The organism is Frankia sp. KB5 (assembly GCF_002099325.1).
GTDB lineage: Bacteria > Actinomycetota > Actinomycetes > Frankiales > Frankiaceae > Frankia > Frankia casuarinae.
Map to the genome: position 1 here is coordinate 1 of NZ_MRUJ01000002.1, position 11,949 is coordinate 11,949.

Genomic DNA, 11,949 nt, shown 5'->3' on the forward strand with positions numbered 1-11,949 from the left:
CGCGGCGATCAGGCCACGCAGGTAGACCACGGTCGCGATGATCACGGTGATGTCGTCGATCAGGCCGATCGGCCCCAGCGGAATCTCCGGGACGGCGTCCACCGGGGAGATGACGTAGGCGAGGCCCGCCAGGGTCGCCACGAGGCCCCGCAACGGCAGCCGGTACTTCCGGACGGCGACCAGCGCGGCCACGGCCAGCGCCAGGACGATCATGACGAGAGCCCCGAGGGCGACGAGCAGCCCGATTCCGACGCTGTCACTCATCGCTGCCCACCACTCATCGCTGCCCGCTGTCGTTCATCGCTGTCCACTCCCGCAAGATCGGCTGGATCCGTCGGCTCATCGTGTCGTCCTCGAGGGATCGTCACCGATCCCTCGCGATGATCCTCGATCAGGATGCCCACCCGGCGCCATCTCGAACACCGGAACAGCATTTTCATCTGGCGGACACGCCGGTGGCCGCGCCGGTAGGCTTCGCCTTGTGTCCCGGACGGATTCCCCGGTTTCGCCCGGGCGGCTGCTGGCCGTCAGTGACGTGCATGTCGCCTACCCCGAGAACCGGCGGATGGTGGAGGACATCGCACCCGGATCATCCGACGACTGGCTGATCCTCGCCGGTGACGTCGCCGAGACGATCGCCGATATCGAGACGACGCTCAAGCAGCTCAGCGGGCGTTTCGCGAAGGTTGTCTGGGTGCCGGGGAATCACGAGCTGTGGACTCCCAAGCAGGACCCGGTGCAGCTGCGCGGCGAACAACGCTACCGGCATCTCGTGGAGATCGCCCGCGGGCTGGGCGTCGTCACCCCGGAGGACCCTTATCCGGTCTGGGAGGGCGCGGGCGGCCCCGTTGTCGTCGCGCCGTTGTTCGTGCTCTACGACTACACCTTTCGGCCCGCCGAAACGGCGACGAAGGAGGAGGCGCTGGCCCTGGCCCGGGAAAGCGGGATCGTATGCACCGACGAATGGGTGCTGCACCCGGACCCGTATCCCACCATCGACGCCTGGTGCCGGGCCCGGGTCGCGCAGACCCGGGCGCGCCTCGGCGACATCGATCCGACAATGCCAACGGTGCTCGTCAACCACTGGCCACTCGTCCGTCAGCCCACCGCGGTACTGCGGTACCCCACATTCGCGCTGTGGTGCGGCACCACGAGCACGGCCGACTGGCACACGCGGTTCCGGGCCAGCGCTGTCGTCTACGGTCATCTGCACATTCCCCGCACCACCTGGTACGACGACGTCCGCTTTGAGGAGGTCTCGATGGGCTACCCTCGGGAACGCGCGGCGTGGGGCACGCCATGGTCTGGGCTACGGCAGATCCTGCCCTTCCCCGCACCGCCGGCCCGCCGGGACTGAGCGCGATGCCAGGATCGAGTTCCACGCCGGGATCGAGATTGGCGCCGGGGGCAGGCTCGGCGCCGCCGGGGGCGCCGGCTTCGACGTCAGGGACGGCTACCGGAGTAACGGGTACCGGAGTAAAGAGGGTGGATCCGCGCCTGCTCGCGAGCCTGCTGCCCGCCGCGGCCGTCGCCGTCGAGGCGTTTGAGGACGATCCCTCGGCTGTGCTATTCCCCGAGGAGGCTGCGCTGCTGAGCCGCGCGGTCGACAAGAGGCGCCGCGAGTTCACCACCGCCCGGGTATGCGCGCATCGCGCGCTGGAGGGGCTCGGACTTCCGGCGGCGCCGATCCTGCCCGGTTCCCGCGGCGCACCCGGCTGGCCGGACGGAGTGGTGGGAAGCATCACCCACTGCGCCGGCTACCGGGCGGCCGCGGTGGCCCGGGCGGCGGAGGTCCACACCATCGGCATCGACGCCGAGCCGAACGAGCCCACACCCGGCGGGGTGCTGAAGGAGATCACCGTTCCCGCCGAGGCGGGCTGGCTCGCGGCCCTCACCCGCACCCRCCCGGCCGTCTGCTGGGACCGGCTGCTGTTCAGCGCCAAGGAGTCTGTCTACAAGGCGTGGTACCCGTTGGCGGAACGTTGGCTCGGCTTCGGGGACGCCGCCCTCGTGATCCACCCGGGCACCGCACCTATGGGCCCGCCGGCACCGAGCCCGGCCGCCCGGGGCACCTTCACCGCGAAACTCCTGGTGGCGGGACCACGGCTGGCCGGCGGTGAGCTGACCGGCTTCGGCGGTCGTTGGCTCTCGGCCCGCGGCCTGCTGGTCACCGCGATCACCGTGCCGCACCTGGACGGCATCCCCATGACGACGGCAYCCCCCCAGACGCATCCTGCCTATCCAGAGGGATAAATCGGACACGAAAGGCTCTGGAAAGACAAGGAACCGAATCCTGGTCAACGGCCGCCGCACGGACCCACCGGACGCGACGCTAGGCAGGGTCGTCCACGTCCACGACGATCTCCCCGCCCAGCACGAAGCCTCCGGACAGACGCAGGTCGTCACCGCTCCAGAACGGAAACGGCGTGCCCAGACCTCCACCGCCGCACGCAGGTCGTGCAACTGCACGCCGCGCTGATGCGTGCCCGCCCAGACGTCCGGCAACGATTTCCCAGCTCGGCGTGCCACATCAGCGGCGGARGATCGTCAACGACCACCGCCATGCCGACATGGTTCACCGGGCTGTTGGTCGTCGTCTGGATCGCCCGGTCCGCCGCCGTGCGGCCGCGGAACAGCCACAGGTCGCCGGTCCGCCTCAGTTCCAGGGCATCGGCCAGGCTGATCCGCGAATCAGGCATGCCGGTAGCATGCCGCAGCCGACGCCCCGCAAGCCGACGCTGATGGTTCGACTCCCACCTGACCGGGCTGGGGCTCGGGCTGGAGGCGAGCCGGGTCCGGTCGGAGCGTTCACGGCCCGTTCTGGAGGTCACGGACGGTGCAGCGGAGACCCGGAACGCGGTCGAGTTTCCGGTTGGCCGTGACAAGGTCGGCGTTCAGGGTTTCCGCGAGCGCGATGTAGGCGGCATCGTAGGGCCACATGTTGTGGCGTAGTTCCCAGATCCGGGGGAGGAGCGGGGCGTGGCCATAGCGTCGCAGGTTCATGCGACCAAGCAGTTCCAGGGCACGTGATGCTTCGCCCTCGGGCAGCTTCCCACCGCGGGCGAGGCCGCGCAGCGTCGAGGCGCATTCCAGGTCGACCGCGTGCGGCGCGGCGATCCGCTCCCGGGTGGCCAGGGCACGGACCACGTCGGCGACGTCATCCGTGCCGACCAGAAACTCCACCAGCGCGGAGGTGTCCAGGACGATCATCCACGGTCCGCGCGCATCCGCGCTATCGCGTCCACGACGTCGGTCGCGGTCACCGTGCCGCGGGAGGCGATCGATCGGGCCTGGTCCGCGGCTTCCTCGGCCGTGAGCGTCGCCGCCTCGCCCTCCAGCAGCTGCAGCACATACTGCTGCAATGACCGGCCCGCGCGCGCGGCACGGACCTTGAGGATGGTGAGGGTCTCCTCCGGCACCTCGCGGACATGAATCGTCGCCATGCAAGCATTTTAGTCCCACCGCAAGCGCCATGCCATCAGCGCAGCGGGACGGTGTTGAGCGCCCGGTGCAGGCTGCCGAACTGCTTGTGATGTTCGTCAAACGGCACCGCGACGGTCTGGATCCCGAACCGCGACAGCACCGGTTCGGTCCAGGGCGCACTCGCCGTGGATACCAGGGCGGCCGGCTCCGACCGGAGGACCGATTCCGGCGGCGCGAAGGCCGGTAGGAAGAACACCCCCGCGGCGAAGGCCGCGACCATGTCCGGTGCCAGCGGACAGACGGCGAGATTGATCGTTCGCAGGGCGTCGACCAGCGTCGTCTCCCGGCCGGCGACGCCGTCGCGTTCCACCACCGCCGGGGCGTGCAGCCGATCGGCGGCGACGAGGGCGATCCCCGGGCCGAGGCCGAGCCAGGAGTTCAGATGGGGCTGGCCGTCACGCCGCAGCTCGTCGCGGACCCGCACCACGTGACCGAAGCTGGCCAGCAGATGCGGACGCAACAGCCCCCAGACCGCCGGGCTGGTCCGCCAACCGGTGCCGAGGACGGCCACATCGCCGCARCTCACCAGATCCCCGCCTTCCAGGAACAGCGGCTCCGGGACGCGGACCTCGGCCGATCGGCCCCGCAACCCGCGCAGCACGGCCGCCATGACGACCGTCTCGCGGGCCCGGTCCCGGCGCCGCAACCGGCCGACCGCGACCGCTTCACCGAGATCGACATAATGATCACGAGGAAACATCAACCCGGCCAGGGGACGCAGAGCGTAGCTCTCGTCCGCCTGGTCGGGGCCGATCACGCCGCGGGCGGCGCCGGGGTCGAGCAGCAGCCGCGGCTGGCGCAGCACCACCGGCACCAGCGCCGGCGCCGACCAGTCGTGGAGCGCCTCGCGGGCGGCGGCCATTCGCAGGTCGTCCTCAGCGCTGACCGCGCGGACGGCGAGCTCGATCAGGACCTCCCGGGGCAGCGCCGCGAGGATCTCGGACGGGGCACAGGGACGGGCCCCGAGGTCGGCGAGCGCCGCTCGCACCGCGGCGGACTCGGCCGCGGCCCGGACCGGGTCGTAGGACGGACGGGGTGCCAGGAACACCGACGTCTCGGCCGGCTGCACCACCGTCGGATTCTGGATGAGAACCGTCGACCCGGTCATCCGGTAACCCCGGTCATCCGGTGACCAGGTCGCGACCGCGCCGGCCCGGCACCCCCGACACCGGCACCCCCGACACCGGCACCCCCGACACCGGCACCCCCGACACCATCACCCCCGCCGCGACGGCGGCACCCGCCACGGCGCGCCCTCGGCCCCCATCGGCCAACGAGGAGAAAGGCACGGAAAAGCGGAACACGGCCGCGGGGAGAGCGTGGAAGCAGCAGCCGTAGACAGATCGACGGCGATGTCCGTACTCACCCGCCGGACGCCGACCCACAGGCCAAGAATCATCTATCCGATTTCTCGCTGGCGCGTTCCACCTCGGCATTATGCGACCAGGACGCGGAGCCCGGGATAGCGCGGGTACGCGACGTGCCGATCGGGCAGGCGTTTACGTGTTCATAATCAGGGTGAGCGACGGCGGCAACGGAATTAGATCCGCATGACAGCCGCGCCGAACGGAGCCCCTGCCGCCGCCACGCGCACCAGCCCGGCGGCGCGTGCCGCCGTGGCCTCGGCATCCATCGGGGTCGGGCCGACCGCCAACACCTCGCCGATGCGGTCGCCCGACGAGCGCAGCGGCGGGATGGACGTGCCCGGGGTGACCGCCAGCGCCACCCGCCGCACCCCGGGCACCGCCCGCGCGACCTCGACGCCGTCGACCGCGTCGACCCGACCGGGTGAGGCACTCAGGAAGCGGATCGCCGCAGCGGCGCTCGCCACCGCGGCCGGCGCGGGCCGCCCCCCGGAAAGAATCTCCAGGTAGTCCGCGGCCAGCGAGGTTCCGTAGGCCAAGTCGATGAGTTCGACCAGACTGTCACCGGGGATCCGCCCGGCGCACTCGATGAGCACCGGGTCGTCCGGGCAGCGGGCGGTCAGCATCCATTCGGCGTGCAGGATGCCGTCCCGGAAGCCGATCGCCGCGATGAGACGCGTCAACGCGCGGCTCAGCACGGCGGTCCTGGCCGCGGGTCCGGGGGCCGGCACGACGTGCCCGGTCTCGACCGGGTGCCGCCCGGGCAGCACCCGCTTCGCCGTCACGTTGACGAAGCTCGGCACGCCGTCGCGCACCAGCGCCTCCACGCTGAACTCCGCACCGACCATCCGGCTCTCCACCAGGTAGCGCCAGTGCAACGGGCGGTTGGGAAGCGCGCCGTCGTCGAGGGCGGCGACCGTCGCCGACCAGATGGCCGCCAGGTCGAGCGGCCCGTCCTCCACCGCGTCGAGGATCTGCACGCCGAGACTGCCGTGCCGGTTGGCGGGTTTGAGCACCACCGARCTCTCCACCCCGAAGGCCGCGAGGTCATCCGGGCCGAAGACCTCCCGCCAGCGCGGGGTCGCGATGCCCGCCGCCGTCGCCGCCCGGCGCAGTTCGATCTTGTCCGACAGGCATCGGGCGGCCCCGACTCCCGCGCCCGGCAGGCCCAGTGCGGCCGCGGCCAAGGCCGCGGCGGGGACGCTGTACTCCAGGGCCGGGACGACGGCGGTGAAGGGTCCCCCGGTGGYCGCCGCTGCGAGCACGACGGGGAGGAAGTCCTCGCTCTGGTGGTAGGCCGCCGGGAGCAGGGCCGCCACGCAGGGCAGCTTCTCGACAGCCGGCCGCACTCGCCGCCGGTCGATCAGATCCGGGTCCTCGACGAGGGTGACACTGCCCGGCGGCAGCGCCGAACCCAGCTGGTTGAGCAACGCCTGCCCGAATCCGATCACCAGGACACGCACGGGACGGTCTCCTCTCTTGGCATCCTCCCGCCCTCAAGGACGGAGCCTGCGCGCTACGTTTCCCGGTCACGTCGTCAGGCCTCGACCAGACCGCGGCCGCGGAACCCGGCGGCCGGCTGCCTCCACACGATCCTCGACGTCGAAGGGAAGGACATAGAAGGGAAGGACATCGGGGGAAAGAACGGACGCCGCATCGGCCGGTGACTCCGCGGGCGCGCCCGGTACCACTGCGGAGCCCCGGAGGAATGTGACATAAAAAGGAACCGCGACTTTGACCACGGCCACTCTGAACAATAATGGAAAAAATATCGTATAAATTTCTGAGATTTTCGGCAGGTCCGCCCCAGATCACTCATCCGGGGTTCGATCCGATAGCCCGGTGAAATTCGGAGTGGAACATTCGCCGTCCACCATTGAGATCCGTCAGGAGACGTTCCATCAGCATCACTCGGACGATGCTAACAGTCGCACACGACGGACGAGGCGGCAACCACGGAGCACCGGAAATGGTTACCCCTACTTAACATAGCGATCATGCGGCGGAGGGCGCCGTCGGGAGACCGGCCCACCAGGCTCGGGGCCGGTCGACTCCCCGGATCGGGACGCGCGGACTCCCGGCCCCCGCGGACTCCGGAAGACCGGAACCAGCAGCACGACGTCACGAATCGTTACGAATCGCCATGAGTCGTCACGTGTCATCACGCGACGAACTCGCCGACCAACCAGACGAGCACCATCGCGACGCCGGCGGCGAGCTCCACGACCACACCGACCCCGAAGGCGACGATCGCGGCCCAGGTCGTGCGGCCCGCCGCTCGCGCATCCCCCAGCCGCGCCAGCTCGGCCAGGTAGATCCCGACCACTCCACCGATCAGGAGCCCGACGACCGGCACTACAAAGAAGCCGATGATCGCGCACACCGCGCCGATGGCCAGGCTGGGCCACGGCACCCCCCGACCGGCCGTAGCCCGAGCCGGCAGGACGTACTTGGTGAGCGCCCCGATCACGAACAGCGCGGTCATGAGCGCCAGCACGATCCAGCGACCGACTCCCCCACCGTCCGCGATCACCCACCACAGACCCGCGCCCCAGACCAGGACGAGGCCCGGCAGTACCGGGAGGACGACGCCGACCAGGCCGACGGCCATCACCAGAGCGACAACTAGCAGCCCACCGGTACTTATGGCGCGACCTCCTTCACCGGCATCTCCCGATCTCCCGCGACGGTAGTGTTGCTCCCCACCGCCGCGGCAGCACTGTTCCCCGCCATATTGTTCTCCGCCATGCGTCGACCCACCTCGGCGAAGGCGGTGCGCAACTCGGCGGGGGCGAGCACCACGACCCCGTCCGCCAGGACACACAGTTGGCTGAGCGCCACCTGGAGCCCCTCCGTCGCGAGCTCCACCTCCCGCCAGCCGTCGGCGTCAGTCGGGCCCGCCGCACGGCCTGCAGATGCAGGAGCAACGCGGTGAGCCGGCTCGATCGCACGTCTGGGAAGCCTAGCCGTGAACCAGGACAGCAGATGGCAGAGTTTTCAGGTCACGATGGCGCGGTGACGACATCCTGGCGCGACTTCGAGGCCGCGCAACCCGCCCTCGCCAAGACCGCGCGCACCCGGTTCGCGGCATTCCGCCATCACATCCTGGCTACCGTGCGTGCCGACGGCTCCCCGCGCACGAGCGGAATCGAGACGAACTTCCGGTTCGGGGAGCTGTGGCTCGGGAGCATGCCGGATGCGCGCAAGTCCCGGGACCTGCGTCGCGACCCCCGCTTCGCCCTGGCCGCCAATCCCGGGCCGGGCCAGGACCTGGCCGGCGGCGACATCCGCGTCTCCGGGCGGGCCCGGTGGATCAACGATGAGGAGGTCCTGGCCTCCTTCGCCACCGAGGTCGGCCCGCCGACGCCGTTCGACCTCTTCCGCGTCGAGCTCACCGAGGTGGTCCGCACGAGCGTCGACGAGCCGGCCGGGGAGATCGTGCTGGAAAGCTGGCGACCGGGCTATCGAGGGGTGCGGGTGCAGCGCCGTGGCAACGGGCCGGTGCGCGAAACCTGGGCCGAGGAGTAGACCATCACGAGCCGCGGGACGGCGTCAACATCGTTGACTATCATGATGCCATCGACGATGAGACCAACGATCCCAAGGCGCCCCGGTCCGACGACGAGAGCCCAGGCTCCGAGGACACCCGGGAGGGTGACGCCGGCACGCACGATCCCGGCACCGACGATGACGAGCCAGAAGGCATCGGAACCGCCGACGCGGACACCGGTAGGCGGCGAGGTCGGCGGGTCGGGTCCCGGCGGACCCCACGGGGCACGCTGTCCCGGGAGGTGCTGCTGGCGGCAGCGATGGAGGTCGTGGACACGCACGGCGCGGGCGCGTTCAGCATGCGGGCCCTCGGCGCGTTCCTCGACGTGGATCCCACGGCGATGTACCGACATTTCGCGACGAAGAACGCGCTGCTCGACGCGCTGACGGACACGGTGATCCGCGGGGTGGAGGAGCTGCCGGAGACCGACGACCCCCGCCGGGACATCCGGGAAAACTTCCGTCAGCTCCGACGCTCCCTGCTGGCGCATCCGACCCTGGCGCCGCTGGTGCTGCGCCGCCCGCCCGGGGTGGGCGCCTACTGGGAGCGGGCTGATCACGCGGTCGCCCAGCTTCACCGCGCAGGCATGGATCCGGCCGACGCCGCCAACGTCTACCAGACGCTGCTCTTCTACACCCTCGGCCACACCCTCAGCGAGGCCCGCCAGCTCGCCCGGGCCGTGGAACGGGAGGGGGCCGGCGCCCGCGGCGGCCCGGTCGCGGCGGTACGCCCGCCGGCCGAACACCACCCGGATCTCTCCGATGCGGCACCCCATCTACGGGAGGAGAACGAGGCCCAGTTCCTCGCGGGCCTCGACCTCATCCTGCGCGATCTCCCCCGTTGACATCCTCTTCGCCCGAAGGGCGGAGATTCCCGCCGTCACGCGGGCGCTCACCGGCGGGGGCCGACCGGCGCGGGGCCGGGCTGTCATGCGCTGAGCTGGAGGCGTGGCCCGGCGAACGTCGCCATGATCTCATCAAAGGTTGCCTCCGGCCGGTAGCCGGCACCCGGCGCTTTTTCACCTCGCCGCCGGAGCGCGTCAAACTGCAAGGTCCACAGTTCGCTCTCCGTCGCCGGAAGCGCGACGACGACCGCATCGTCCTCGTCGTCCATCTGCCCGGTCAGCCAGGAGATCTGGTCCGACGGCAGCGCACAGACATACACCACCTCGCCCGCGGCGTTCGCCCGCACGGCGCGCAGTTGTTCCGCCTGACTGTCCATGCCCAAGGCCGCGCCCAGACGCTCGGCGACCAGCTGCCGTTCCCAGGCGTCGGCATCCTGCGCGATCCGGACGATGACACCRCGCACCTCCAGCTCAAGGTGGATCCGGAGGTTGACGTCGGGGTCCCCGTCGAAGTACCAGGCGATCAGGTCCGGCAACGCGGCACGCATCTCCTCGGCGGTCGTCTCGGCGGCCACCAGACCAGGACACTGCGGCGACCAGGCCGACCAGCAGGGGCCGTCCCGGCGAACCAGCACCGATACCACCTTAGACACTATCGATCACCTCCAAACGCCTCCTCGACCGTCAGCCCCACCTGCTTGACCAGTATCTGCCGGACGACCCCGGCCCGATGGTGATCCGGTCATGAAAAGCAAGACGAAGTCGTGGACGTCCGTCCGCCTCCAGCCATCGGTGAGCTGAATCGTCCTGTTTTGTCACTCGATATCCCAATCGTCCAGGCACTCGCAGAAGCTGACGTGCCTTCAACGAGGGAAACTCCCCGGTCACGGAGAGCCGGCGGCCAGGAATGAAACCAGAAGAATCGCACGGATGGTCGTGCGGGCGGATGACTTCATCTCGATACTCCACGTCGTGGTCAAGGACGGGACGTCTCCATGGTAGCCGAGAAGAGAAGCAGGACAATAAACTCGGGAAAATGGTGAATGATATACCCTCGCTACCCACCTGACATCAAGTTCCGTGGACTCATCGCAGCAGGACGAATGTCGCATTCATATCGCTACATCCGGCAAGCCGGCCGGAGTTCCTGAGTACAGCCAGTGTGGCGGGTGGCTCGGGATGCGGCGTAGCGGGCACCGGACGCTTCCGGCCAGGTGCGTCGTTTCAGGTGCGTCGTTTCAGGTGCGTCGCTCCGGYCGTCCRTAGATGTCACAGCGAGGAGCGGGCCGCTACGTGCCGCGAGCGGCGRCCGACTCGAACGATCGCGAACGTCGACGACCGGCCAGCCCACTCCGCCGGACCRCACCACCTGCCACCATCACCCCGAACCGGGAAGATTATATCTAGTAATACACGGATTTCCGCTCGGCAATCGCCCACCTCGGCTGCACCACCACACAGGGGCGGGCCTCTTCCGGAAGGATTTCCCAGGGAGGATCCGTTATTCCGAAAATCCGAGGCACGAGAACCGACCGGTCTGGAACCGAGCGTTCTGGAACCGAGCGGCCTGGAACCGAGCGCACCGAGCCGCCCTGGCGTGCTCCCCCGCGCAGGTTAGCTGCCCACCCGCCTTGCTACGGTACAACCGTGCCCGCCGCCGCTCGCTCGCTGCGCCGGCGCATCCCGGGCCTTCCCCAGGTTTGGCGTGGTGGGCCAGGACGGCATAACCCGCGCGAGTGCGGGAAAGGCCTGCGGACAGCGGTGACTTGTCCGTGCGGAACGGCCCGGACGTGCGGAACGGCCCGGAGGACCATCAGGACCGCAGGGCCACGGGAGCCAGACCACGAGAACGACGAGGATCGGAACGGCACATGAGGATGCTCGACGGGCGGTCGATGGCCGCCGAGATCGGCAGGTACGTGGTCGACGAGGCCGAGAGGCTGGCTGCGGCGGGAGTCACGCCGACCCTGGCTGTGGTCCTGCCGACCGCGGATCCGGCCGCGTATTCCTATGCCGAGATCATCGAACGGACCGCGGGCAAGGTCGGCGTGCACTGTGTGCTGCATGAGCCGAAGGGCGAGCCGGCGGCGATCCTCGACACGATCGACACCGTCGCCGCCGATCCGACCGTGCACGGGAYCATCGTCCAGACGCCGCTGCCAGGCGGGCTGACCTCCCGCGAGGTCGGCGARCACATTCCGACGGCCAAGGACGTCGACGGGATGAACCCGAGCAGTCTCGGCCGGCTCGCGCTGGGTCTGCCGAGCTTCGCGCCGGCCACCGCCGCCGCGGTGGTGGAGATCCTCACCCGGGCCCGCATCCCGATGTCCGGCGCCCGGGTATGCGTGATCGGCCGCGGCCCAGTGGTCGGCAAGCCGGTCTCGCTGCTGTTGCTCGCCGAGGACGCGACCGTGACGATCTGCCACTCCCGGACCAAGGGACTGGTGAGCATCGCCCACGAGGCCGACATCATCGTGTCCGCCACCGGCCATCCCCGCCTCGTCGGCGCCGGCTTCGTCCGCCCGGGTGCGGCCGTCATCGACGTCGGCACCGTCGTGACCGAGACCGGGCAGGTCGGTGACGTGGACGCCGCGGCCGTCTCGTCCGTGGCGGGCGCCCTCACCCCGGTGCCGGGCGGCGTGGGACCGGTCACCACGATGCTCCTGCTGCGCAACACGATCCGGGCGGCGCGCGCCGCCTGATCGGCA

General features: G+C 70.0%; 14 protein-coding genes and 1 pseudogene. 5 read left to right on the forward strand and 10 right to left on the reverse strand.

Translation table 11 applies throughout. The annotated features are described in order from the left end of the window. The coding region (locus tag KBI5_RS00160; RefSeq protein WP_085013987.1) for a DUF1232 domain-containing protein at positions 1 to 264 on the reverse strand (264 nt) is incomplete at its 3' end. A gap of 217 nt (positions 265 to 481) precedes the next feature. Here KBI5_RS00160 and KBI5_RS00165 point away from each other — a divergent pair. Both KBI5_RS00165 and KBI5_RS00170 read left to right on the forward strand, forming a co-directional pair. Continuing rightward, on the forward strand, positions 482 to 1,357 hold the full coding sequence (locus tag KBI5_RS00165; RefSeq protein ID WP_011435944.1) for a metallophosphoesterase: 876 nt from the start codon (positions 482 to 484) through the stop codon (positions 1,355 to 1,357). Positions 1,358 to 1,497: 140 nt separating this feature from the next. Then, complete coding sequence (locus tag KBI5_RS00170) at positions 1,498 to 2,253, forward strand: 4'-phosphopantetheinyl transferase superfamily protein (RefSeq protein ID WP_085014021.1); 756 nt, start codon at positions 1,498 to 1,500, stop codon at positions 2,251 to 2,253. Between the two features lie 165 nt (positions 2,254 to 2,418). On the opposite strand, the pseudogene KBI5_RS00175 reads toward KBI5_RS00170, so the two are convergent. From KBI5_RS00175 to KBI5_RS00210, 8 genes and pseudogenes are all read right to left on the reverse strand, one after another. Further along, a pseudogene (locus KBI5_RS00175) lies at positions 2,419 to 2,699 on the reverse strand (hypothetical protein); the annotation flags it as partial. Between the two features lie 109 nt (positions 2,700 to 2,808). Continuing rightward, positions 2,809 to 3,210 (reverse strand): type II toxin-antitoxin system VapC family toxin, encoded by a 402-nt coding sequence (locus KBI5_RS00180; protein WP_011435941.1) that lies wholly within the window; start codon positions 3,208 to 3,210, stop codon positions 2,809 to 2,811. Next, positions 3,207 to 3,443, reverse strand: a complete 237-nt coding sequence (locus tag KBI5_RS00185) for a hypothetical protein (RefSeq protein ID WP_011435940.1) — start codon at positions 3,441 to 3,443, stop codon at positions 3,207 to 3,209. The genes KBI5_RS00180 and KBI5_RS00185 overlap by 4 nt, the downstream gene beginning before the upstream one ends. Before the next feature lie 35 nt (positions 3,444 to 3,478). Next, the gene (locus KBI5_RS00190) at positions 3,479 to 4,591 is read right to left on the reverse strand and encodes an arginine deiminase family protein (protein WP_011435939.1); all 1,113 of its coding nucleotides are present in this window, start codon (positions 4,589 to 4,591) and stop codon (positions 3,479 to 3,481) included. 13 nt (positions 4,592 to 4,604) lie between these two features. Then, the gene (locus KBI5_RS28330) at positions 4,605 to 4,730 is read right to left on the reverse strand and encodes a hypothetical protein (protein WP_277870071.1); all 126 of its coding nucleotides are present in this window, start codon (positions 4,728 to 4,730) and stop codon (positions 4,605 to 4,607) included. Between the two features lie 293 nt (positions 4,731 to 5,023). Then, on the reverse strand, positions 5,024 to 6,310 hold the full coding sequence (locus tag KBI5_RS00200; RefSeq protein ID WP_085013989.1) for an ATP-grasp domain-containing protein: 1,287 nt from the start codon (positions 6,308 to 6,310) through the stop codon (positions 5,024 to 5,026). 698 nt (positions 6,311 to 7,008) lie between these two features. Beyond that, entirely contained in the window at positions 7,009 to 7,458 is a 450-nt protein-coding gene (locus tag KBI5_RS00205; protein WP_083494794.1) for a DUF456 domain-containing protein, read from the reverse strand. Between the two features lie 32 nt (positions 7,459 to 7,490). Further along, entirely contained in the window at positions 7,491 to 7,832 is a 342-nt protein-coding gene (locus tag KBI5_RS00210; protein ID WP_082456650.1) for a WYL domain-containing protein, read from the reverse strand. On the opposite strand from KBI5_RS00210, the gene KBI5_RS00215 reads away from it, so the two are divergent. After that, positions 7,833 to 8,375 carry a pyridoxamine 5'-phosphate oxidase family protein gene (locus tag KBI5_RS00215; RefSeq protein ID WP_085002171.1) on the forward strand — a complete coding sequence of 181 codons (543 nt, stop codon included), beginning with the start codon at positions 7,833 to 7,835 and terminating at the stop codon, positions 8,373 to 8,375. Between the two features lie 263 nt (positions 8,376 to 8,638). Beyond that, positions 8,639 to 9,241 (forward strand): TetR/AcrR family transcriptional regulator, encoded by a 603-nt coding sequence (locus KBI5_RS00220; RefSeq protein ID WP_011435934.1) that lies wholly within the window; start codon positions 8,639 to 8,641, stop codon positions 9,239 to 9,241. A gap of 83 nt (positions 9,242 to 9,324) precedes the next feature. On the opposite strand, the gene KBI5_RS00225 is transcribed toward KBI5_RS00220, so the two are convergent. Beyond that, entirely contained in the window at positions 9,325 to 9,894 is a 570-nt protein-coding gene (locus KBI5_RS00225) for a hypothetical protein (protein WP_023840499.1), read from the reverse strand. A gap of 1,218 nt (positions 9,895 to 11,112) precedes the next feature. Between KBI5_RS00225 and KBI5_RS00235 the strand changes: the two genes are divergently transcribed. Further along, complete coding sequence (locus KBI5_RS00235) at positions 11,113 to 11,943, forward strand: bifunctional 5,10-methylenetetrahydrofolate dehydrogenase/5,10-methenyltetrahydrofolate cyclohydrolase (protein ID WP_085013990.1); 831 nt, start codon at positions 11,113 to 11,115, stop codon at positions 11,941 to 11,943. Positions 11,944 to 11,949: the final 6 nt, after the last annotated feature.

Coding starts and splice junctions, on each gene's coding strand:
- KBI5_RS00185 (WP_011435940.1), bottom strand. CDS start 3,443: ATGGCGACGATTCATGTCCGCGAGGTGCCGGAGGAGACCCTCACCATC.
- KBI5_RS00215 (WP_085002171.1), top strand. CDS start 7,833: ATGGCAGAGTTTTCAGGTCACGATGGCGCGGTGACGACATCCTGGCGC.
- KBI5_RS00180 (WP_011435941.1), bottom strand. CDS start 3,210: ATGATCGTCCTGGACACCTCCGCGCTGGTGGAGTTTCTGGTCGGCACG.
- KBI5_RS00205 (WP_083494794.1), bottom strand. CDS start 7,458: ATGGCCGTCGGCCTGGTCGGCGTCGTCCTCCCGGTACTGCCGGGCCTC.